General features: G+C 70.6%; 22 protein-coding genes and 1 pseudogene. 8 read left to right on the top strand and 15 right to left on the bottom strand.

All coding sequences use genetic code 11. The features are described from left to right. Nucleotides 1-40: 40 nt before the first annotated feature. On the bottom strand, nt 41-1,081 hold the full coding sequence (locus tag CG723_RS11895) for a hypothetical protein (protein WP_159032432.1): 1,041 nt from the start codon (nt 1,079-1,081) through the stop codon (nt 41-43). A 100-nt stretch (nt 1,082-1,181) separates the two neighbouring features. Next, nucleotides 1,182-2,093, bottom strand: coding sequence for a D-2-hydroxyacid dehydrogenase family protein (locus CG723_RS11890; RefSeq protein WP_100593831.1), 912 nt, complete (start codon nt 2,091-2,093; stop codon nt 1,182-1,184). 245 nt (nt 2,094-2,338) lie between these two features. On the opposite strand from CG723_RS11890, the gene CG723_RS11885 reads away from it, so the two are divergent. Then, on the top strand, nt 2,339-3,151 hold the full coding sequence (locus tag CG723_RS11885; protein WP_234374245.1) for an endo alpha-1,4 polygalactosaminidase: 813 nt from the start codon (nt 2,339-2,341) through the stop codon (nt 3,149-3,151). Here the strand turns inward: CG723_RS11885 and CG723_RS11880 are convergent. From CG723_RS11880 to CG723_RS11870, 3 genes are all read right to left on the bottom strand, one after another. Then, nucleotides 3,130-3,948 carry a 4'-phosphopantetheinyl transferase family protein gene (locus CG723_RS11880; RefSeq protein WP_159032431.1) on the bottom strand — a complete coding sequence of 273 codons (819 nt, stop codon included), beginning with the start codon at nt 3,946-3,948 and terminating at the stop codon, nt 3,130-3,132. The genes CG723_RS11885 and CG723_RS11880 overlap by 22 nt on opposite strands. Before the next feature lie 51 nt (nt 3,949-3,999). Continuing rightward, nucleotides 4,000-4,704 (bottom strand): ribonuclease H family protein, encoded by a 705-nt coding sequence (locus tag CG723_RS11875; RefSeq protein WP_100593236.1) that lies wholly within the window; start codon nt 4,702-4,704, stop codon nt 4,000-4,002. Between the two features lie 77 nt (nt 4,705-4,781). Continuing rightward, nucleotides 4,782-5,384 (bottom strand): TetR/AcrR family transcriptional regulator, encoded by a 603-nt coding sequence (locus CG723_RS11870; RefSeq protein ID WP_100593235.1) that lies wholly within the window; start codon nt 5,382-5,384, stop codon nt 4,782-4,784. 151 nt (nt 5,385-5,535) lie between these two features. Between CG723_RS11870 and CG723_RS11865 the strand changes: the two genes are divergently transcribed. From CG723_RS11865 to CG723_RS11850, 4 genes are all read left to right on the top strand, one after another. After that, on the top strand, nt 5,536-6,972 hold the full coding sequence (locus CG723_RS11865) for a purine-cytosine permease family protein (protein ID WP_100593234.1): 1,437 nt from the start codon (nt 5,536-5,538) through the stop codon (nt 6,970-6,972). 43 nt (nt 6,973-7,015) lie between these two features. Beyond that, nucleotides 7,016-8,668 carry an amidohydrolase gene (locus tag CG723_RS11860; protein WP_100593233.1) on the top strand — a complete coding sequence of 551 codons (1,653 nt, stop codon included), beginning with the start codon at nt 7,016-7,018 and terminating at the stop codon, nt 8,666-8,668. A 104-nt stretch (nt 8,669-8,772) separates the two neighbouring features. Continuing rightward, nucleotides 8,773-9,900, top strand: a complete 1,128-nt coding sequence (locus CG723_RS11855) for a hypothetical protein (RefSeq protein WP_442802555.1) — start codon at nt 8,773-8,775, stop codon at nt 9,898-9,900. A gap of 488 nt (nt 9,901-10,388) precedes the next feature. After that, on the top strand, nt 10,389-11,237 hold the full coding sequence (locus CG723_RS11850; protein ID WP_100593232.1) for a nitroreductase/quinone reductase family protein: 849 nt from the start codon (nt 10,389-10,391) through the stop codon (nt 11,235-11,237). 64 nt (nt 11,238-11,301) lie between these two features. Here CG723_RS11850 and CG723_RS11845 read toward each other — a convergent pair whose 3' ends face one another. After that, nucleotides 11,302-11,808, bottom strand: coding sequence for an FBP domain-containing protein (locus CG723_RS11845; RefSeq protein WP_100593231.1), 507 nt, complete (start codon nt 11,806-11,808; stop codon nt 11,302-11,304). Nucleotides 11,809-12,138: 330 nt separating this feature from the next. Here CG723_RS11845 and CG723_RS11840 point away from each other — a divergent pair, with 330 nt between their 5' ends. Both CG723_RS11840 and CG723_RS11835 read left to right on the top strand, forming a co-directional pair. Then, nucleotides 12,139-13,344 carry a cytochrome P450 gene (locus CG723_RS11840; RefSeq protein ID WP_100593230.1) on the top strand — a complete coding sequence of 402 codons (1,206 nt, stop codon included), beginning with the start codon at nt 12,139-12,141 and terminating at the stop codon, nt 13,342-13,344. A 29-nt stretch (nt 13,345-13,373) separates the two neighbouring features. Then, nucleotides 13,374-13,568: a ferredoxin gene (locus CG723_RS11835; RefSeq protein WP_100593829.1), complete on the top strand. Its 195-nt coding sequence runs from the start codon at nt 13,374-13,376 to the stop codon at nt 13,566-13,568. Nucleotides 13,569-13,577: 9 nt separating this feature from the next. Here CG723_RS11835 and CG723_RS11830 read toward each other — a convergent pair whose 3' ends face one another. From CG723_RS11830 to CG723_RS11795, 8 genes are all read right to left on the bottom strand, one after another. Further along, nucleotides 13,578-14,450 (bottom strand): universal stress protein, encoded by an 873-nt coding sequence (locus tag CG723_RS11830; RefSeq protein ID WP_100593229.1) that lies wholly within the window; start codon nt 14,448-14,450, stop codon nt 13,578-13,580. Between the two features lie 72 nt (nt 14,451-14,522). Further along, nucleotides 14,523-15,785 (bottom strand): hypothetical protein, encoded by a 1,263-nt coding sequence (locus CG723_RS11825; RefSeq protein WP_100593828.1) that lies wholly within the window; start codon nt 15,783-15,785, stop codon nt 14,523-14,525. Between the two features lie 128 nt (nt 15,786-15,913). Next, a complete protein-coding gene (locus tag CG723_RS11820; RefSeq protein WP_234374244.1) occupies nt 15,914-17,254 on the bottom strand; it encodes an FAD-binding oxidoreductase in 1,341 nt (446 codons plus the stop codon). A gap of 112 nt (nt 17,255-17,366) precedes the next feature. Then, entirely contained in the window at nt 17,367-17,819 is a 453-nt protein-coding gene (locus CG723_RS11815; RefSeq protein WP_100593227.1) for an ATP-binding protein, read from the bottom strand. A 138-nt stretch (nt 17,820-17,957) separates the two neighbouring features. Further along, nucleotides 17,958-18,329 carry a peptidase inhibitor family I36 protein gene (locus CG723_RS11810; protein ID WP_100593827.1) on the bottom strand — a complete coding sequence of 124 codons (372 nt, stop codon included), beginning with the start codon at nt 18,327-18,329 and terminating at the stop codon, nt 17,958-17,960. A 23-nt stretch (nt 18,330-18,352) separates the two neighbouring features. Next, nucleotides 18,353-18,901 carry a hypothetical protein gene (locus CG723_RS11805; protein ID WP_234374243.1) on the bottom strand — a complete coding sequence of 183 codons (549 nt, stop codon included), beginning with the start codon at nt 18,899-18,901 and terminating at the stop codon, nt 18,353-18,355. Nucleotides 18,902-18,908: 7 nt separating this feature from the next. Further along, entirely contained in the window at nt 18,909-19,301 is a 393-nt protein-coding gene (locus CG723_RS11800; protein ID WP_100593226.1) for a hypothetical protein, read from the bottom strand. Between the two features lie 117 nt (nt 19,302-19,418). Continuing rightward, entirely contained in the window at nt 19,419-19,835 is a 417-nt protein-coding gene (locus CG723_RS11795; RefSeq protein WP_100593225.1) for a hypothetical protein, read from the bottom strand. A gap of 270 nt (nt 19,836-20,105) precedes the next feature. Between CG723_RS11795 and CG723_RS11790 the strand changes: the two genes are divergently transcribed. Continuing rightward, on the top strand, nt 20,106-20,615 hold the full coding sequence (locus CG723_RS11790; protein WP_100593224.1) for a mycothiol transferase: 510 nt from the start codon (nt 20,106-20,108) through the stop codon (nt 20,613-20,615). 188 nt (nt 20,616-20,803) lie between these two features. Here the strand turns inward: CG723_RS11790 and CG723_RS11785 are convergent. After that, nucleotides 20,804-20,997, bottom strand: a pseudogene (locus tag CG723_RS11785) (DUF1905 domain-containing protein); the annotation flags it as partial. Between the last annotated feature and the right edge of the window lie 109 nt (nt 20,998-21,106).

Here is a 21,106-nt window from a genome sequence, read left to right as displayed (position 1 = left end):
TCGCTCCGGCTCGGAAGAGCCGAGGCTATGTCGCTGTCGCTCAGAAGAACCGCAGTCCGGAGCAGCCGCGCCGCCGCACCTGGTCCTCGGCGAACGCCTTGAGCAGTCGTCTCCGTTCCGCTTTGTCGACGCCGGGGGTGTCCTTCGTCGCGTCGAGCGCGAAGTTGGCCGCCTCGCCGTCGCAGCGGGCCGTGGCGGTCAGGGGCCGGCGTTCGCCGTTGTCGTCCGATGCCGTGAGGCGGCTGCTCCAGTCCCCGTACCAGGCACCGAACGTCATGCCGGCCTGGTATGCGTCGCCACCCTCATCCGTGCGCAGATCGCAGGTGCCCATGGGAGCCGTGTCGTTCGTCTCCGCCACGAGACGCCACCCCGCGTCCTTCGCGAGACCCGCTCGGGACACCCAGTCACACCCGGTGCCTTCCGCCTTCGCCGGGGACACGGCTCGCCGCCATCGCTCCTCGGTGTCGAACCCGGTGGTCCTGTGCGGCACCTTGAGGGGGCGGGCGCCGCAACTGAGGTTTTTCGAGGCCGAGTTGGCGAGAGCCACGGCCGTACGGTAGACGGCTCCGAGAGCACTCCGGTCGACGTCCCCGAACGTCCCGACGCGGACCAGCATCTTCCGCTGCCGGCCCTCGGCGTCCTTGCCCAGCGCCGGACACTGCGTCACGATCCGCATGACCCCGGCGTCGTCGACGGTTCCGGGCAACCCACCCGAAAGCACGCCGTTCGGCGTGAAGCCACCCTCTGGAAAGGCCCTCTTGAACTCCCGGTCCTGGTCGTCACGACCGGTGTACGCCGACATGGCGACCAGGGTCACACCCTCGGTGTCGTCCCCGTCGAACGCGAGGCTGCACCCGTAGAACCCGAGTTCCGGAACCCGGCGCGACTCCTCCTTCGTGAACTGCGCGTCGTCAGGCGTGAGTTGTGCGACGGAGTCGCGGGGCAGGGCCCCGTCGCAGGCGCGTCCGACGAGCCACCAGTCCTGCGCATACGGCTCGGCCATGTAGCCACCCAGGCCGACGGCGGCCGCTGCCGCCACCGCCACCTTGATCCAGCGCCGCATCGTCCCTGCCCCCGTCACCACCGAAACCGTGCGGCCCCCGTGGCCTCACACGTACCGCCGGACCCTACCCGGCCCGCCTGTTCGCCCCGCGCCCGGCCCGAGCCGCCCCTCTCCCGGCTCAGGCCGTAATCGTGCGGACCGGGCTCCCCGCCAGGAACGCCTCGATGTCCTCGACCGCGCCCTCGAAGTAGCCCTCGTAGTTGCGGCGGGTGACATAGCCGAGGTGCGGCAAGCCGAGGAAGTTCGGGGCGGTGCGCAGGGGGTGGTCGGCCGGGAGCGGTTCCGTCTCGAAGACGTCGGCGCCCGCGCCTGCGATCCGGCCGTCGTGCAGGGCGCGCACCATCGCGTCCTGGTCGACGATCGCGGCGCGCGAGGTGTTGACCAGGTAGGCGGTGGGACGCATGCGCTTGAGTTCGTCCGCGCCGATCAGGCCGCGCGTGCGGTCACTGAGTACCAGGTGGACGGAGACGAAGTCGCTGCTCTCCAGGAGCTCCTCCTTGGAGGGCGCGAGGGTGACTCCGGCCGCCGCGGCGCGCTCTTCGGTGAGGTTCTCGCTCCACGCGGCCACCTCCATGCCGAAGGCCTGGCCGACGCGGGCGACCTTGGTCCCGATCTTCCCGAGCCCCAGGAGGCCGAGGCGGCGTCCGTGCAGGTCGGCGCCGAGTGTGCTCTGCCAGGGGCCCATGTCGCGCAGGGCGGTGCTCTCGCGCACCACGCTCCGGGCGAGGCCGAGAATGATCGCCCACGTCAGTTCGACGGGCGGCTCGGAGTTGCTGGCGGTGCCGCACACCGTGACGCCGTGCCGAGCCGCTGCGGCCAGGTCGACGGACGCGTTGCGCATCCCCGAGGTGATCAGGAGACGCAGCTGCGGGAGGCGTGCGAAGAGGGTGTCCGTGAAGGGTGTGCGCTCCCTCATCGCGACCACGATCTCGCAGTCGCCGACCGCCTCGACGACGGCGTCCTCGGTCGGCAGGTGGCGTTGCAGGGACCGGACTTCGACGTCCGTCCCGACTCTGGTCCAGTCCGCCATGGACAAGGCCACGCCTTGGTAGTCGTCGAGCACGGCGCAGCGCAGTCTGGTCAACGCAACTCCCCTGAAAGATCCGGTACCGGAAACACTAATGGCTCCTCGCGGTGGCCGTGCGACGACCGCGGGCTGAGCACACCAGTACAGCTGCCGAGTCGACGCACGGACAATTCGAGTGTGGACTCGGTGCTGGACCGCCCCCGGCTCACCGCTGAGGGCAATCCCTGAGCCTGATGATGGAATACGGCATGGCGTCACGCACGAACGTACTCATCCATGTCCTGGTCGCCACCCTGCTGTTCCCGCTCGCCGTGGGGTGCTCGTCCGGCGACGCGAAGAGCGAAGGCCCGGACTGGAGTCCGCCGCCCCGGCACGCGGGTTTCGACTACCAGATCGGTGGTGCCTATCCGCCCGCGAAGGGCGTCGGTGTCGTGAGCCGCGACCGGGCGGCTCGGCCCGCCCGAGGCGTGTACAACATGTGTTACGTCAACGCCTTCCAGGCCCAGCCCGACGAACGGGACGACTGGCCCGCCGACTTGCTGCTGCGCGACCGGAACGGACGGGTCGTGATCGACCAGGACTGGGACGAGCCGCTTTTGGACATCGGCACGCCGAACAAGCGTGAGCGGGTGGCCGCCCGCGTCGGCCCCTGGATCGACGGGTGCGCCGACCACGGCTTCGACGCGGTCGAGCCGGACAACTACGACAGCTACACACGCTCGAAGGGCCGGCTGAGCGCCCGCGACGCAAAGGCGTTCATGTCGTTGCTGGTGCGGCGCGCGCACCGGGCCGGGCTCGCCGTCGGTCAGAAGAACACGGCCGAACTGGCCCCTGACGGCCACCAGTTGGGAGTCGACTTCGCCGTCGCCGAGGAATGCGGCGCCTACGACGAGTGCGGCGTGTACGCCAAGGCCTTCGACGACCGGGTCGTGGTGATCGAGTACACCGACACCGGCCTGCGCAAGGCCTGTAGCGCATTCGGAACGCGGTTGGACATCGTGCGCAGGGACCACGACGTGACGACTCCCGGCGGCAACGGCTATGTGAGGCGCACCTGTTGAGGGGTGTGCGGGTACGCGTCGGGCAGGACACGCACGACTGGGAGCACGGTGTCCCGCAGGGCCACCGCGGCGGCGTGCGTGCCGCACTGCGGTCCGAGGTCGAGCGAGCGCAGGGACCAGCCGGAGGGGTGGACGGCTCCGTGGCGTGGACGGTCGCCCACGTAGTCCGCGTCCAGTGCACGCCCCAGGCCGACGCCGACGCCCTTGAGGTAGGCCTCCTTGCGGGACCACACCCGGCAGAAGGCCGCGGCGCGCGACCCGGCAGGGAGCGCGGCGAGATCGGCGCGTTCCGCCGGGTGCAGCTCCTTCACCAGGTCGTCAACGGCCCCGGGGTCCGGCACCCGCTCGGCATCCACGCCCACCGGGCTACCCGCCACGCAGATCAGGACAAGCTGCTCGCAGTGCGCGAGGGAGAAGTGCAGCGGCGGGCGGGGGCCGGCCAGCGCCGGGCGCCCGTGCGGGCCGCCGCACTGCGGACACGGCTCGCGGGTGAACGTGACACTCCCCGGTGAGGTCCCCAGACACGCACCGAGGAGCCGGCGCAGCGAGATGTGTGCGGCCAGGTACAGGTCGCGGTCCGAGCTCCGTACGAAGGCGGCGGCCCGGGCGCGCTCGTCGGCGTCGAGAGCGGAGTCGTCCAGCAGGGGGTACGGCTCTCCACGCTCCGGGGTCCTGAGCAGCCACAGAGACGGGCGACCGTCCCAGGCACCCGGAGCCGCCGGGACGGCGGGGTCGGGAGCGAGGTCAGGGTCGGGGGCGAGGTCAGGGTCGGGGGCGAGGTCCGGCTCCGGGGTCACGCGGATCCCACCCTCATCACGCCACCCGCCGGTCCCCACAGCCCGCCCGGCTCACTCCGCGGCACCCGCGCCCGTACGGCATTCCGGGTGGCCCCAGCCCTTCGGGTTCTTGGCGATGGGCTCACCGGCCGCGTAGGACCGGCCGCAGACGCAGCGGCCCGGGAACTTGGCGTTGAGCGTGCGCGACGAGGCCGTCTTCGATCGGGCCGGGCCCGCCTTGGGCTTCCTCTTCGACGGGCCGGCGACCGTGTCGGGTGACGGCGGGGGCTCCGGGGACCCGTACTCGGTGCCCGCAGGTTCCTGGACGACGGCGGCCTGGCTCGCGGCCCGGTCGGCGAAGTCGTTCAGCCGGTCGCCGTCGACCTGGTGCGCGGGAACGTACCGGAACTCGACGGCGCGCCCTTCGAGCAGCGCGTCGATGCGGGTGACGAGCTCCTGGTTGGCGACCGGCTTGCCCGCCGAGGTCTTCCAGCCGTTGCGCTTCCAGCCGGGCAGCCACGTCGTGACCGCCTTCATCGCGTACTGGGAGTCCATCCGGACCTCGAGCCGCTCGCCCGGGTCCGTGGCGGCGAGGAGGCGCTCCAGGGCGGTGAGCTCCGCGACGTTGTTCGTCGCCGTGCCCAGCGCGCCCGCCTCCCAGCGAACCGGGGTCTCCCCGCCGTCGGCGATGACCCAGGCCCAGCCGGCGGGCCCTGGATTTCCTTTCGACGCCCCGTCACACGCGGCGATTACGCGATCTGCCATGACACCGATCATGCCAGTGCCGGTGAGCGGCGGACGCCGCACCCCGTCGCCCGGCCCTGGCACGCACGCGACCGCGCCCGCACCGGCGATCAGGCCCGCGCCACCAGCCGCTCGGCCGCAGAGCGCGCGGAGGCGAGCACCGCGGACCGCTCCGCACCCCGCTGGCCGATCACGATGCGCGTGCTCAACCCGTCGAGCAGGGCGAGGAGTTGGGAGGCGCGCTCGGCGGTGTCGAGGGGGGCGAACCGCCCCTGCTTGACCCCCCGGTCGAGAAGGGTCTCGAGGTCCTCCTGCCAGCCCTGGTCCAGCTCGTCCTGGGCCTGGCGCAGCGCCTCGTCGGTCGAGGTGCGGGCCCACAGCTCGATCCACAGCGTCCAGCGCGGGTCGCGCGGGCCGCGCGGCAGGTACAGCTCGACGAACTGGTCGAGCTTGCGCTCGGCGGTGACGCGCCGGGACAGCAGCGCCCTGCGTTCGTCGGCGAGGCCGCTCTCGCTCCAGCGCAGGGCTTCGAGGAGGAGGCGGTCCTTGCTGCCGAAGTAGTACAGGATGTGGCCGCCGCTGGTGCCGAGGCGCTTGCCGAGCGCCGACATCGTGAGCGATGCCAGGCCGTCCTCGGCGATGGCCGTCATCGCCTCCTCGAGCATTCGCTCCTGGGCGACCTGCCCGTCGCGCCGTCGCGCAGTAGCCGCCACAGCCGCGCCTCCCTGATCCGTGGTCCCGACACCCAGGACCCTATCCGGCGATTTTCGCGAGGGGTCTTGACGTACGGGACGAGGAGGCGCATCTTGAATGCCGTTCAAGAAGTTAGAACGATATTCAAGAACAACATTCAAGGACGGCGGGATGACACAGCAGCACACCGAGGAGGCCGGACCCGCGGATGCCGGACCCGCGCAGGCCGGACCGGCGGTTGCCACCACCGGTGACGAGGTCTTCCAGGTCGAGACCCACGGGATCGACCCCATCCCCGACGAGGAGCGGCACGGCGGCGCGAAGGACCTCTTCTGGCTCTGGTTCGGCTCGAACCTCACCTTCACGTACGTCATCAACGGCGCGCTCGCCGTGTCCTTCGGGCTCTCGTTCTGGCAGGCGACCGCGGCCGTCGTCGTCGGAGGCCTGGCGTTCTTCGCGATCAGCGCCGCCGGACTGAGCGGGATCCGCACCGGCACCGCGACCCTGGTGATCTCCCGCGCGCCCTTCGGCATCCGCGGGAACTGGCCCGCCGGCCTGCTCAACTGGATCGTCTCGATCGGCTACACGATCGTGAACACCGTGGTCGGCGCGCTCGCCCTCGAAGCGTTCTGCGCGGACCTCGGCTGGCACGGCTCAACCGCCCGCGCCTTCGCGCTGGCCGTCACGATGGTGCTCACCTTCGCCGTCGCCCTGTGGGGCCACGCCACCGTGCAGTTCGCCGAGCGCTGGATGGCGTACATCCTCGCCGTGGGCTTCGCCGCACTCCTCGTCTTCCTGATCCCGGGCGCCGACACCGGCGCGTCGACCGGCGGCGTCCCCGGCGCCTCGGGCTGGAGCCTCGCGTTCGTCGTCATGCTGGCGGGACCGTTCTCGTACGTCCCGATGCCCGCCGACTACACCCGCTACCTGCCGCGCACCACCTCGCTGCGGTCGATCACCTGGAGCGGCGCGCTCGGCGGGCTCATCTCCTCGGTGGCACTCGGTGTCGCGGGTGTCGCCGCCGCCACGCAGGCCGACATGTCGGACGCGGTGGCCGGCGCCGAGGGGCTGCTGCCGGGCTGGTTCCAGCCGCTCTTCCTCGCCCTGGTGCTCGGCGGCTCAGTCACCAACTCGATCATCACGCTGTACTCGTCGAGCCTGAACCTCCAGGTCCTCGGCATCCCGTGGAGCCGGGCCAAGGCGATCCTCATCAGCGCGGGCGTCACCGTGGTCGGCTCGCTCTACGCCCTGTTCCTCACGGACTTCACCGACTCGCTGCTGTCGTTCCTGTCCCTGCTGATCATCGTGTTCGCGCCGTGGGGCGGCGTGTTCCTCGCCGACATGGTGATGCGCCGCTGCCGGTACGACGCCCCGTCCCTGCACACCGGCCGCGAGGGCGCCTACTGGTACCGGTGCGGCTACCACCCGGCCGGGGTCGTCGCGCTGCTCGCCGGCATCGTCTTCGCCTCGCTGACCTGCGACTCCGAGCTCTGGACCGGCCCGCTGGTCGCCCCGCTCGGCGGCGCCGACCTGACGCTGCTCGGCTCGGTCGTCTCCGCCCTCGTGTACTGGGCGCTCGCCCGGCGGACCGTCGCCCCCGCCGCGTAGACCTTCTCCCGAACCACCGGTATCACCACAGGAGTTACCCCTCATGTCCCACTCCCCCGCCCCCGCCGACCTCGTCCTGCGCGGCGCACGCGTCCACACCGTCGACCCGGCGCTGCCCGAGGCGCAGGCGCTCGCCGTGCGCGACGGAAAGATCGTCTGGCTCGGAGCCGACGCGGACGCCGAGACCTGGACGGGGCCCGGCACCGAGGTCATCGACGCCGGCGGGAAGCTGGTCCTGCCCGGCTTCATCGACGCGCACAACCACGTACGGCTCGGCTCCGACGACGCCTGCGTCCAGCTGGCCGGTGCGGACACGCTCGACGAGATCCACGACCGGATCCGCACGTGGCGGGCGGCGCACCCCGGCGCCGCCTGGATCGAGGCGGAGGCGTTCGACTACTCGGCGATACCCGGCGGCCGGATGCCCACCGCCGCCGATCTCGACCCGGTGACCGGCGACACCCCCGCGTTCGTCCTCAGCTACGACGTGCACACCGCCTGGCTGAACACGGCCGCGCTGCGCCGCCTCGGCATCGACAAGGACCGTACGAGCCTGCCGTTCGGCGAGGCCGCGACCGACCCCGAGACCGGTGAACCCACAGGATTCATCAAGGACTTCGCGGTGAAGGGACTGTCCCGCGACGGGCACCGCGCGCTCAAGGAGATCGGCGTGCCGTGGGCCTCGGCCGACCGCCAGTACGGGCGCCTCGCCAAGTCCCTCGACGACGCGATCCGCTTCGGCATCACGACCGTCGTCGAACCGCAGAACTCGATCGACGACCTCGCCCTGTTCGAGCGCGCCCGCTCCGAAGGCCGGCTCCGCTCGCGGATCGTGGCCGCGCTCTTCCACCCGCGCGGCACGACCGACGCCGACCTCGACGACTTCGCCGCAGCCGCGGCCCGCCACGCGGACGACCGGCTGCGCGTCGGGCCGCTGAAGCTCTACATCGACGACGTCGTCGAGCCGCGCACCGCCGCACTCCTGGAGCCGTACGCGGGGTGCGGCCACCACCGCGGCGAGACCTTCTACCCGCCGGAGGAGTTCGCGGACCTCCTTGCCAAGCTCGACGCGCGCGGCTTCCAGTGCTTCGTCCACGCGACCGGTGACCGCGGCATCCGCACGGTCCTCGACTCCGTCGAGCACGCCCGTACGGTCAACGGTGAGCGCGACGCCCGCCACCAGGTCGTGCACGTCGAGTGCCTCGACGCGGCCGACACCGCGCGCTTCGCGGCGCTGGGCGTGGTCGCCTGCATGCAGCCGAGGCACTGCGCCCCCGAGGTCGCCGGGCCGGGCAAGGACTGGGCGGAGAACGTCGGCACGGACCGCTGGCACAAGGCCTGGCCGATGCGCAGCCTCCACGAGTCGGGCGCGGTCCTTGCCTTCTCCAGCGACTGGAACGTGGCCGAGATGGACCCCATGGTCGGCATCTACACGGCTGTCACGCGACGCCCGCTGGACGGCGGCGAGCCCTGGATGCCGGGCGAGACGGTGGACGTGAAGACCGCGGTGTACGGGTACACGATGGGTTCCGCGTACGCCAACTTCCTTGAGAACGAGCGGGGTTCGCTGAGCGTGGGCAAGGCGGCGGACTTCGTGGTCCTGTCCCGCGACATCCTGAGCGCCGCCCCCGAGGACATCCCCGGCACCGTGGCCGAAACAGTCGTCGTGGGCGGCAAGATCGAGCACAGCACCTGAGACCCCACACAAGCACCCGCGTACAAAACGGTCAATTAGGAAGGATAAAGTAGCGGGTCAACCTTCGTCCGCCCGAGACGCCTCAGGAGAGCCACGTGACCTCAGTGACCGCCCCGACAGAATCCGCAGCAGCAGACGTCACGTCCGAAGGGGCCGTCCCGGCGCAGGCCGGGCCCGTCGAGGCCGAGGCGAACATCTGGGTGCCGGGCGGGGAGAGCGTGTCGGAGGAGGACGCCCCGGAGGACGCCGCGCCGGTCTCGGACCTGGTCGCCGAGGACGCGCGGGCCTTCGGCGTCTACGCCCGGACCGGCGGCTGGGCGTTCGCCCTCATGGTGGCGCGCAGCGTGCGTCCCGGCGGGCAGGCCGTGGGCGAGACGCCCAAGATCTCGGCCCGCCGGTTCAGCGAGCTGGCGGGCTGCTCGGCGGAGCGCGTCATGCGCTACTACAAGGCCTGGGACAAGGCGGCCGACGACGGTCTCGTGCCGCACTTCGAGGCGCTCGCCCCGGGCCAGGACGTCGAACTCCCGGATTCCGACGCCTGGTTGACGTACTACGCGTCGCGCTCCATCGCCGTGTCGCCGCGCGGCCACGCGATCTCGGCGGCCGCCGAGGCCGAGGGCATCCGCCCGACCAAGGCCTTGGAGGTCGCCGAGAACCCGACCGCGCTGCGCGCCGCGATCCTCGCCGACCCCGGCACCGCCGAGGCGGCCAGGAAGGCCCTCATGGACCGCCTGGAAGCGGACCCCGCCCTGCGCACGGAGCTGGTCAGGGACATCGTGCGCACCGACGACCTGAAGAAGGCCGTAGCCGCCGAGGCGAAGGCCGGCGACCGGGTCGAGTACGTGCGTCAGATCGCGGAGAACGGCCAGATCAAGACGGCGGCGGGACAGAAGATCGAGGCGCCGCGCGAGCTGCGCGAGGAGGCCGAGCGCCACCTCTCCCTGATCGACGAGCTGGACGACGACGAAGAGGCCGGTGAGTGGGCGCGTGAGGCGTACGACAGCGTCCGTGAGCTCGTCACCAAGACCGTCGAGAGCGACCCCGACCTCCGGGTGAAGGAGCGCAGGGCGAAGTTCTACAACAGCCTGCAGAAGGCGACGAAGGTATTCGAGGAGCTCACCCTCGACGACGCCGAGGACGACGTCTACGAGGACGACATGCTCAAGCGCCTGGAGGACCTCCAGCAGGCCATCGCCTCGTGCATCTCGGCAATCCAGGCAAAGGTCCAGTAGGAAGCCGCCCAACCGGAGCCCCCACAGGCGATCAGCCGCGTACGGGACATGGCCGGAGACAGCGAAGTCCCACGTGACGGCCAGGCGCCGACGAATCGGGAGGGGACGTGGGGTCATGTGCGCGCGCAGCCACCAGCACCACGTACAGGCAATCAACTGGCCAACGTGCACCCGTAGAACAGCGAGCACGTACATGCCCCCGCGGCCCCGCACCCGAGAACGCAACCGACGAGCCCCCCCCCCCGAGCCCGTGCCTGAAGGCACACCTCAGCAGAACGACCACCCCCGAGCCCGCACCGGATAGAAACGCATTGCCGCCGCACGCCCGCATGAACTAGGGTCTCGGCCCGTGACTGCCGGGTCGGCCTTGGGCCATCAACGAGTAGGGCACCCGGCCTCCGAGTGAGGCCGGGGCGGGCGCGAGGCCCGCCGATCTTCTTTTGCTTCCGCGATCCAGATTTCGTAAGTCCCGGAGACGAAAGAAGAGAATGCCCAACGATTTCAATCAGCACGTCATCGAAGAGTTCCGGGCCAATCGCGGCCGCCTCTCAGGCCCCTTCGAAGGTGGCCGGATCCTCCTCCTCACCACCACGGGAGCCCGCTCGGGCGCCGCGCACACCACGCCGGTCGGCTTCCTCCCCGACGGCGGCGAGCGCGTCCTGGTGATCGCCTCGGCGGGAGGCGCGCCCGGCAACCCGGACTGGTTCCACAATCTGCTGGCCACTCCGCGCGTCTCCGTCGAGGACGGCGTGTTCACCTACGAGGCGGAGGCCGAGGTCCTGACGGGAGCCGAGCGCGACGCCGCGTTCGCCCGGGCGGTCGAATGCGATCCCGGCTGGGCGGAGTACCAGGCGAAAACCTCCCGCGTGATCCCCGTGGTCGCCCTGCGGGCCATCGAGAGCGGCCCGCCGAACGTGACGGGCGCGACGTCATGGGGCGACGGGCTCAAGGCCGTCCACGACGGGATCCGGCGTGAACTGGGCCTGATCCGCAAGGAGATGGCCGAGTCGGGCCCGGGTCTCGGTCTGGGAGCCCAGCTCCGGGTCAACTGCCTCACGCTCTGCAAGGGACTGCACAACCATCACGCCGGAGAGGACGCCGCCCTGTTCCCGTTCATCGGCTCGCGCCATCCCGAGCTCGGCGCGGTCCTGGAGCTGATGCGCGAGGAGCACGAGCGGATCGCCGCGCTCCTCGCCCGTCTGCAGGAGACGGTCTCCACCGACGCCGCCGACCCCAGCCTGGTGCTCCCCGAGGTGGAACGGCTCACGGACGAACTGGAGAGGCACCTGCTGCACGAGGAGGAACAACTCATCCCGCTCCTGGACGCGGCGATGTAGGGCCGCCTCGCCAAAACCGGTCCCGGACGAGCCCCACACCGGTCACGCACGGGTCACGCACCGGTCACGCAACCTCGGTGACCTTGGCCGCGAAGGCGTCCAGGTTGCTCATGGCGCGGGCGATCCGCTCATCGAGCGAGAGCGACTCCTCGTAACGCCCGGCCCGCAACTTGGGCTGCCGCTTGCCGCGCAGATAGAGCGAGCAGGCGAGGTCCGCGCAGAGATAGATGCCGACGGTGTTGCCCTCCCGCCCGCGCGCCCCGGCCAGGGGCGCCGCGAGGAGGGCGACACCGGAAGAGGCGTGTCCGGTCAGGCACACCTGGCACATGCTGGACTTCACGGCGCTGGTCCGGCCCACCGAGGGCACCCGCAGGGTGATGCCTAGAGGCCCGTCGGGGCCGGGGCGCACCAGGTGGGCCCGCAGGGGGGCTCCCGGGTCGACCCAGCCGAGGAAATCGAGGTCCTCCCAGGGGACCTCGGCGAAGTCGAGGGGGAGCTTCATCCGCGTGGCCTCACCCTTCGTGCAGTTCACGAAGGACGCCCGGATCTGTTTCTCATTCAGTGGTTCCACGTGCGGCGACGATACCCACCGCCGTTCGCACAAGCATCCGCATTTCCCCGCGGGCGCGGCCGGCACCGGTGCGGTCGCCCCGGCGCGAACAAGCCGCGCCACGCCCGAGGACACCCCATCGGCTCCGGCCGTACGGCACATGCCCCGTCCGCCCCGCCAGGTCCGACGGCACGCCCCGACCAGACAAAACACACCCCTGGCAGAATCGGAACAACAGGGTTCGGCCAGATGTCCCTGATGGGCGGACTGGCCGATCTTCGAGTGGCCGACTGGATGCCCAAGGCATCTAATAAAGATCACCGAGGAAGACTCACCGCCTGCGAGGTCACCATGACCGTGACACCCCCCACGCCGGACACCGTCGCCTTCCCCCAGGACCGCACGTGTCCCTACCACCCGCCGGCCTCCTACGATCCGCTGCGCTCGGCGCGGCCCCTCTCCCGTGTCTCGCTCTACGACGGGCGGACCGTGTGGGTGGTCACCGGCCAGTCGACCGCGCGCGACCTGCTCATCGACCCGCGCCTGTCCACCGACCGGGAGAACCGCGCCTTCCCGATGCCCACCGAGCGCTTCGCCCTCTCCCGCAAACGGCGCATCGCCCTTCTCGGAGTCGACGACCCCGAGCACAACACCCAGCGCCGCATGCTGATCCCGAGCTTCACCCTCAAGCGGATCACGGCACTGCGGCCCCGCATCCAGGAGATCGTCGACCGGCTCCTTGACGCGATGGTCGAGCAGGGCCCGACGGCCGACCTGGTGAGCGCGTTCGCGCTGCCCGTGCCGTCGATGGTGATCTGCTCACTGCTCGGAGTGCCCTACGCCGATCACGACTTCTTCGAGGAGCAGTCACGGCGCCTGCTGCGCGGACCGGACGTGACGGACACGGAGGCCGCGCGCGAGCAGCTCGACGCGTACTTGGGCTCGTTGATCGACCGCAAGCGGCGTGAGCCGGGCGACGGACTGCTCGACGAGCTCATCCACCGGGGGCCGGACGAGAAGGAGATCGACCGCGAGGAGCTCATCAGCCTCGCCACGATCCTGCTGATCGCGGGGCACGAGACCACGGCGAACATGATCTCGCTCGGCACGTTCACCCTGCTCCGGCATCCGGACCTCCTGGAGGAGCTGCGCTCCGCCGACTCGCTGCTGCCCGCCGCGGTCGAGGAACTGCTGCGCTTCCTGTCCATCGCCGACGGCATCCTGCGCGTCGCCACTGAGGACATCGAGGTCGCGGGCGAGACCATCCGGGCGGACGACGGAGTCGTCTTCTCCACCTCGCTCATCAACCGCGACGAAGACAGCTTCACGGCCCCCGACTCCCTCGACTGGCACCGCCCCACGCGCCACCACCTCGCGTTCGGCTACGGAGTCCACCAGTGCCTGGGGCAGAACCTGGCACGGGCCGAGATGGAGATCGCGCTCCGGTCGCTGTTCGCGCGGCTGTCGGGACTGCGCCTCGCGGCGCCCGCCGAGGAGATCCCGTTCAAGCCGGGAGACACGATCCAGGGCATGCTCGAACTCCCGGTCACGTGGTGACCGCCCGAGCCGCAAGAAAGGCGCAGACCGTGCGGATCCGGATCGACAAGGACAGGTGTGTGGGCGCGGGCATGTGCGCGCTGACGGCGCCGAACGTGTTCACGCAGGACGACGACGGCTTCAGCGAGGTGCTGGAGGGCCGCGAAGACGGCGCCGGTGACCCGCTGGTGCGGGAGGCGGCCCGCGCCTGTCCGGTGCGGGCCATCACCGTCGCCGACGACTGAGGACAAGTGCTAGGCGGGCGGTACGACGGCCACCGGACAGGGCGCGTGGTGCATCACGGCATGCGCGACGGACCCGATCCGGGATCCGACGGCCGAGCGTCGGGCGCGGCGGCCCACGACCACCAGCTGGGCCCCCGCGGCCGACGCGAGAAGGACCTGGCCGGCGCTGCCGATCTCGACGTGCTCCACGACCGGCACGTCGGGATACCGCGTGCGCAGCGATTCGAGCGCCTCGCCGAGCGCCTTCTTCTCGTACGGCTCCATGCCGCCGGCCTCGTCGAGCAGCCTCAGCGAGGCGGGGCTGTACGCGTACAGGGGTGGCAGTGTCCACGCGCGGACGGCCCTCAGCGTCGCGCCGCGGGCGGAGGCTGCGGCGAAGGCGAACTCGAGGACCGCGCGGCTGTCCTCGGGCGCGCCCTCCTGGCCGACGACGATCTCGCGGCCCGCCGCCTCCGGTTCGGCGCGGTCGTCGGCCCTGACCAGGACGACGGCCCGCGCCGACTCGGCGATGACCTGCTGCCCGACCGACCCGACCAGGAAGCCGACGAGCGCACCGTGTCCGCGGGAGCCGAGGACGAGGAACTCCGCGTCGGCCGCGGCGGCGAGGAGCGCGGGAACGGCTTCGTCGGACGGGGACTCGACCGAAAGCGCCAGCTGGGGGTGGCCGCCGGCCACGGCGCGCCCGGCCTCGTCGGCCACACTTGTGGCCCACTCGGCCTGCGCCGCGAGATCGGGCGCGGACGCCGCCACGTCCGGCAGCGGGGACCAGGCGTGCAGCAGGCGCAGCCCGTATCCGCGGCGCACCGCTTCGCGCGCAGCCCACGCAGCCGCGGCCGAGCTCTCCGGCGATCCGTCCACTCCCGCGGTGATCCAGCGGTCCATGCGCCTGCCTTCCGTCGCAGATCAGGTCCCGACCAGTGTGCGTCAGCGAGGCGGACAACACGTCAGAACCAACTAGGTGCCGCCGCGTGCGGCGCCGGTGGGTGCCGTGACCGCGTCGGCGAGGTACCGCGCCCAGCCACCCGCGGGTACCTCGCCGACCTCCAGCGAGCGGAGCCGGTCGAGCACGTTCGGGTCCTGGGCGTCCAGCCAGTCGACGAACTGCCGGAAGGAGACGAGGCGTACGTCCTTCTTGCCGGCGATCTCCTTGAGCGCGGTCTCGACGGCGTCCATGTAGATCCCGCCGTTCCAGTCCTCGAAGTGGTTGCCGACGAAGAACGGCGCCCGGTTCGTCTCGTACGCCCTCTTGAAGCCCGCGAGGTACGACTCGATGGCCTGCTGGCGCCAGCCTGCGTAGTTGTAGGACGGCCCTCGCGTGGAGTTCTTCGACTGGTTGGCCAGGATGTTGTAGTCCATCGAGAGAACCTCGAAGGTGTGGCCGGGGAACGGGATGGCCTGGAGCGGCAGATCCCACAAGCCCTGCCGCTTCTCGGGCCAGCGCTGCACGCCGCCGGGGGACGAGGCGTCGTAGCGCCAGCCGAGCTCGCGGGCGGTGGGCAGCAGGTTGTCCTGTCCGAGCAGGCAGGGCGTGCGGCCGCCGATGAGTTCCTTGTCGTAGTCGAACGGCAGGGGGTCCTGGTCGTGCCAACCCGTGTTCGTACGCCAGGTCTTGATGAACAAGCTCGCCTGCTCGATCTCGCTGTACCACTGCGCGGGCGTCCAGTTCGCCACGGAACCGGAGCCGGCGCAGAAGTGGCCGTTGAAGTGCGTGCCGATCTCGTGGCCGTCGAGCCACGCCTGCCGGGTGTACTTCAGCGTCTCCTTGAGGTGCTCGTCGGTGAGATACCCGACGTCGGAGGCGCCCACGGGGTTGTTGGGCGGGTCGTAGAGCCGCTTCTTCGACTCGGGCAGGAGGTACAGGCCCGACAGGAAGAACGTCATGCGGGCGCCGTGGGTCTCGGCCAGTTCGAGGAAGCGCGGGAAGAGGCCTTTGCCGACCTCGCCCGCACCGTCCCAGGAAAAGATCACGAACTGCGGTGGCGTCTGGCCGGGTTCGAGGGGGACGGGCGACTCGGGCTGGTTCGGCTGCTTGCCGGTGTACGCCGTCGATCCGTCACCGATCAGCCGCGGAGCGGCCTTCCCGCCCAGGAGTCCGCGGCCCGCGGGCGGGCGGGCCGTGTCGTTGCCCATCCCGCATCCGGCGAGACCCGCGGCAGCGGCGCCCAGGCCGATCCCGAGTCCCAGACCCACGGCTCCTCTGCGGCTGATCTCACTCATCGGCATCCCAACCCGCGTCCGCGAGGGACACGTTGCGCAGCCCCCTGACGACACACGCACCGTAAGTCGGATAAGCACACAATTAGTTCATTTAGGTCGGCGCGGCGGGCAAAGCACTGTCGAAAGGGTCAGCTCTGGCCCGGGTCGCCGACGACTTTCCCCGGGTTGAACAGGTCCAGCGGGTCAAGGGTGTTCTTCACCGCGCGCTGCACCGCGCAGACCTCGGGACCGAGTTCCCGCCGCATGCCGCCCCGCTTGAGCAGGCCGACGCCGTGCTCACCGGTGACGGTGCCGCCCGCGGCGACCGCGGCGGCGAGCAGTTCCTCGAACGCCGCCTGCGCCGCGCGGCGCGCCTCGGTGTCCCCGGGAGGGGTGATCAGGAGCGGGTGGAGGTTGCCGTCCCCGGCGTGCGCGATGGTCGCGATCCGCACCCCGTGCCGCTGCCCGATCTCCTCGACGGTGGCGAGCATGGCGGGCACGGCCGAGCGCGGTACGCAGATGTCCTCGGTGAGCACGGGCCCCAGGCGTTCGAGGGCCGGGTAGGCGAGCCTGCGGACGTCGAACAAGGCTTCGGCCTCGACGGCGTCGGTGGACTGTTCGGCCCAGAGTGCCCCCGCGTCCGCGAACGCCTCGGCGACTGCAGCCGCCTCCGCCGCCCCCGCGTCGCCCGGCGCGTCGATCCGCGCGAGGAGCAGGGCGGCGGCGCCGGGCTCGATCCCGAGGTGCTTCCAGTCCTCGACGGCCTGCATGCAGTGCCGGTCGAGGAGTTCCAGGGCGGCGGGCTGGAGGCCGCGCCGGGTGGTGAGCGCGACCGCGGCACCCGCCGCGACGAGGCCGTCGAAGGCGCCGACGACGGTGCGGGGTTCGGCGGCGGGCGCGGGTCGAAGGCGCAGCGTGATCTCGGTGATCACTCCGAAGGTGCCCTCCGAGCCGACGAACAGGCCGGTCAGGTCGTAGCCGCTGACACCTTTCGTGGTGCGCCGGCCGAACCGGACGCGGGTGCCGTACTCGCCCGCGGGCCCGCCCATCACGGCTTCGAGGCCGAGGACGTAGTCACGGGTGACGCCGTACTTGAGGCAGCACAGGCCGCCGGCGTTGGTGGAGACGTTGCCGCCGATGGTCGACCAGGGGGCGCTGGCGGGGTCCGGTGGGTACCAGAGACCGTGCTCGGCGACGGCCGCCTTCAGATCGTTGTTGACGACACCTGGCTGTACGACGGCGAGCAGGTTCTCGGTGTCGATCTCCAGGATGCGGTTCATCCGCGAGAGGTCGAGGACCAGGCAGCCGTCGGTGGCGTTGGCGCCGCCCGAGAGCCCGGTGCCGGCGCCACGGGTCACGACGGGTACGGACAGCGTGGCGCAGGCGCGCACCACCTGCTGTACTTCGCCGGCGTCCGTCACCCGGACCGCCGCGAGCGCTCGGCCCACCGGCGCCCATTCCGCGTCGTCGTGGCTGAGCCCGGACAGCACGTCGCCGTCCTCGATCAGCGTGAGGCCGGGCAGCGCCTTGGCCAGGTCGTTCAGGAGCTCGCGGTCGGGTGCCGTATCGATGTCGCCGTCTCCTCGCGCGAGAACCGTTCGATCACGGTCGCAGTCTAAAGACGGCCCTGATCCACTTCCCGACCGGTACCCGCTCCACGATGACCTCGGTGGCGAGCGCGTGGACTATCTCGAGACCGTGCCCGCCGATGCGCCCGGGATCCCTGACGAAGAGACGGGGCACGGCGGCGCTGCTGTCGTAGACGGTGACGGCCACCTCGTCCCTCGATCCCTCGAGATCGAGGACGTACGGTCCGTGGCTGTGGCGGTCGGCGTTGGTGACGAGCTCGCTGACCAGGAGCAGCAGATCGCCGCGGGACCTGGCGTCGATCAGGGCGCACCACTCCGACCGCAGCTGCTCGAGGAACACCTCGGCGAAGGCGCGCGCGTCGGCGATGCAGCCCGGCTCTCCGGTGTACTGCGTCGCCCGGCGCAGCGGCTCGACGGGGTCGGCAGCACCGGTCGGCATCAAGGCTCCGTCCAGGTACTCGGTCATGCGGTTCTCTCAATGGGATCGGTCGGCACAGTAACTCCCCTGCAGACCTCCTGATACCCAGTGGCGCGTGCGGCAGTCATAACCGGCCGGAACGGGCGGCGCGGCACGCCGCCCGTCCCGGTCCCGCGGTGCGCGAGGTCAGCAGCTCATTTTCCACGTGTGGGAGTCGCCGCTGTCATTGCCCCAGCTGTTGGAGGCAATCTCCTGGCCCGGGGCGAGACAGACGGTGCCGAGACCGACGAGGCCCGGGTTCTCGTAGACCTGTACGTGGTCCTTGATACCGGGGCCCGAAATGCCATGGTTCGCCCAGGAGGAGTCCTGGTCCTGGATGGGGTCCTCCCAGTCGTGGTCGTCGCCCGACCAGTTGGTGCGCTGACCGCCGAAGTTCGCGTCCGTCCAGGCGCAGAACTGGCCGCTGGGGCACGAGGCGCCGAAGGCGGCGGACGAGGTGGCGACGGCACCGCCGAGGGCGAGGGCCACGGCCGCGAGGAGCGCGGCGGAGTTCTTGATGATCACTGTGTCTCTTTCTCTTGCTACGGAGTCCGTGGCTGGTCGGTGAGGAGGTGGGTCGCGCGGGTCAGAGCGTGCGCCCGAAGGCGCTGCCAGTCGGCGATCTCGGTGCGGTGTCCGGCCCGGACCGAGGCGAGGCCGGTCTTGCGGTAGGCCGCTTCGGGCTTCAGGTTGTTGACGACGGTCGAGACCTGGAACCAGCGGCGCTGGTCGCCGTAGAGGGCGCGCTGCGCCGAGGCCAGGCAGCCGTCGGTGTGGGCGCGCACGGAGTATCCGGTCGGCAGTCTCAGGGAGAGTTCCGTGCGTCCGGCGCCGAAGAGGGCGTCAGCCAGATGTTCCTCCTGGGCCTTCGTGCCGGGTCGTCTGCCGGGGCGCGGCGGGGTGAGTCCCCGCGCGGTGAGGCAGCGGTCGGTCAGGAGCTGGGTGGCGGCCTTGACGGTGTCGTCCGGGGAGAGTGCGGGCCCGGGGTCCGGGGCCGCACAACCGGAGACGAGCAGTCCGGCCAGGGACAGTGGGCCGAGCACGGTGAGCGCCAGGAGCGGCCGTGCCCAGGGGCGCGGTCGATGGGTCATCGGCGGATCAGCCCGCTTCGCATCCCATCTTGTTGTCGCTGACGCCGTCGAACTTGGTCGCCCACGCCTCCCAGTTCTCGTCGTAGTCGTCCTTGCGGATCTCGCGGTAGAGGCAGCTGTTCCCCGGTCCGTAGCTGATCGCGTAGACCGTGCCGTCGACGCGGGAGTCGAAGGAGTAGGCGTGGCGCTGGGTGCCGTTCTCCGCCTCGGCATAGCCGGGTGGCGCGTAGCACCAGGCCTGGCCGTGCTGGCCCGCCTCGGTCCAGAAGCAGACCTGTCCGGGGCCCGCGGCGCGTACGGAACCGGCCGGCGCGGTGGCGACGGCGGTCGGTGCGGCGAGGGTCAGCGCGGCGGCGACGCCGGCGAGAGCGGTGGTGAGCAAGGTGGTGCTGCGGCGCATTCGAGCGGCTCCGAAAGTGTGGTGACGACGCTGTGCATGACCACAATCCCCCGGCATTTACGCAGGTAAGCGCGGCGCCACCCGTACCGGCTACTAGTCATATCGGCGCCGCGCCGATCATGCGTGTGGCACGAGCGCGGCCCTGGACGCGCGGGTGCGCTGCATCCGCAGGGCGTCGATCGACTCGGCGAGGAACTCGTATTCCGTGGTGTCGTCGCGAGTGATCAGACGGACGAGATTTCCGTCGGCGAGCTCCTCGGCCACTTGTTCCTGCCGCTCGACATCACCGCACCAGTCGCGCAGCGCTCCGGGGACATCGGGGACGGTGTCGGCGACCGGGGCAATGGCGTGTTCGGGGAAATGCGGATTGCCGGGGCGCGGATCGAGCCGTTCGGCTATCCAGGAGGCACGGTCGCGCAGCCACCACATCGCGAGCGGCAGAGTGGGCGCGCGATACGTGCCGAGCGGTACGCCGACGCGCTGACCGCCGCAGATTCCGTACGCGGTGACATGGCACAGGAATTCCTCGTGCACGCTCTCCCCCGTTGCTCGTTCGCCGCCCTGCGGGCCTCACTTTCATTCCGTGCGATGTGCGTGGTCCGTTCGGGTGCGCCGGGTCGGGACCGGCGAAATGATCTATTGGTCGGGCGCCATTCAACTTCCTCAGAAGACGAGTATCGACACTTCCGACGCGCTGTCACCATGCCTTTCTGGCCAGTCTCCTGGCATATTCAGGGCCTCTAATGGCCGGAATGGAACGGGTGCGCGGGTGTGAAATCGTCGCCATCGAGGAAGCAGCACGTCATGCACTCCAAGGACGTTCTCACCGACGCATTCGGACGGATCCACGAAACGGTTCACTCGGCGGTGGAAGATCTTTCCGCCGAGGAACTCAACACCCGGCTCAATGACGACTCGAACTCGATCGCGTGGCTGATCTGGCACCTGTCACGCGTGCAGGACGATCACATTTCCGACGCCTTCCAGACCGATCAGGTCTGGCTCGCCGACGGCTGGGTCGACCGCCTCGATCTCGCCCTGCCACCCTCCGACACGGGGTACGGCCACAGCGACAAACAGGTCGCCAAAGTGCACGTCCCGTCGGCCGATCTGCTGCTCGGCTACTTCGACGCAGTGCACGAGCGCACCCTCGCCCACCTGGCAAAACTGAGCGACGCGGATCTGGACCAGGTGATCGACGACACCTGGTCGCCGCCGGTCACGCTGGGCGTGCGCCTGGTGAGCGTCATCTCGGACGATCTCCAGCACTCCGGACAGGCCGCCTATGTGCGCGGGATTCTCGAACGCCTCTGAAACCCGGTGCGTACCCCGTGTGAATCGGGCGCACCCAGTCACTGTGTTCGCACGCTTCCAGCCATCGGAACGACGCAGTCCACTACGAGAGGAACCCCGCACAGGATTGACGGCTCCCGCGCGGAGGGGCCGCCGGCCACTCCCTACCCACGCCCAGGCCGGCGGCCCCGTATCCACGCTCCCCGGAGTCAGCCCTCCAGCCGCTCCTCGAGCCGGATCGTGACGCGCCCCCCGCCTCCTTGCCGATCGCCTGGCGCACGTCGGCCTTGACAGGCAGCTTGTGGCGGCCGTCCCCCAGAGCCATGAACGAGCTCCGGAACGGGTGTCCGTCGACCGCGCCCCTGACCTTGACCAGACCGCGCGTCCCGAAGAAGAACCCCGACCCAAACCCCGGCAACGGTTGAGGTCTTGACAACTCGATTGGTCTGGACCAGCTTTGGGCCCTACAGCGGTGGCCACCGTTCACTCCCGCCCCCTTCACTCCCCACCGG

It is taken from the genome of Streptomyces sp. CB01635 (genome assembly GCF_002803065.1).
GTDB lineage: Bacteria > Actinomycetota > Actinomycetes > Streptomycetales > Streptomycetaceae > Streptomyces.
This window is presented reverse-complemented; position numbering and strand designations above follow the sequence as displayed.

What these genes read in the sequence shown, in the direction of transcription:
- CG723_RS11840 (WP_100593230.1), top strand. Translation starts at nt 12,139, where the DNA reads ATGACCGTGACACCCCCCACGCCGGACACCGTCGCCTTCCCCCAGGAC.
- CG723_RS11790 (WP_100593224.1), top strand. Translation starts at nt 20,106, where the DNA reads ATGCACTCCAAGGACGTTCTCACCGACGCATTCGGACGGATCCACGAA.
- CG723_RS11865 (WP_100593234.1), top strand. Translation starts at nt 5,536, where the DNA reads ATGACACAGCAGCACACCGAGGAGGCCGGACCCGCGGATGCCGGACCC.
- CG723_RS11805 (WP_234374243.1), bottom strand. Translation starts at nt 18,901, where the DNA reads ATGACCCATCGACCGCGCCCCTGGGCACGGCCGCTCCTGGCGCTCACC.
- CG723_RS11825 (WP_100593828.1), bottom strand. Translation starts at nt 15,785, where the DNA reads ATGAGTGAGATCAGCCGCAGAGGAGCCGTGGGTCTGGGACTCGGGATC.
- CG723_RS11875 (WP_100593236.1), bottom strand. Translation starts at nt 4,704, where the DNA reads ATGATCGGTGTCATGGCAGATCGCGTAATCGCCGCGTGTGACGGGGCG.
- CG723_RS11860 (WP_100593233.1), top strand. Translation starts at nt 7,016, where the DNA reads ATGTCCCACTCCCCCGCCCCCGCCGACCTCGTCCTGCGCGGCGCACGC.
- CG723_RS11885 (WP_234374245.1), top strand. Translation starts at nt 2,339, where the DNA reads ATGGCGTCACGCACGAACGTACTCATCCATGTCCTGGTCGCCACCCTG.
- CG723_RS11800 (WP_100593226.1), bottom strand. Translation starts at nt 19,301, where the DNA reads ATGCGCCGCAGCACCACCTTGCTCACCACCGCTCTCGCCGGCGTCGCC.
- CG723_RS11850 (WP_100593232.1), top strand. Translation starts at nt 10,389, where the DNA reads ATGCCCAACGATTTCAATCAGCACGTCATCGAAGAGTTCCGGGCCAAT.
- CG723_RS11830 (WP_100593229.1), bottom strand. Translation starts at nt 14,450, where the DNA reads ATGGACCGCTGGATCACCGCGGGAGTGGACGGATCGCCGGAGAGCTCG.
- CG723_RS11815 (WP_100593227.1), bottom strand. Translation starts at nt 17,819, where the DNA reads ATGACCGAGTACCTGGACGGAGCCTTGATGCCGACCGGTGCTGCCGAC.
- CG723_RS11890 (WP_100593831.1), bottom strand. Translation starts at nt 2,093, where the DNA reads ATGGCGGACTGGACCAGAGTCGGGACGGACGTCGAAGTCCGGTCCCTG.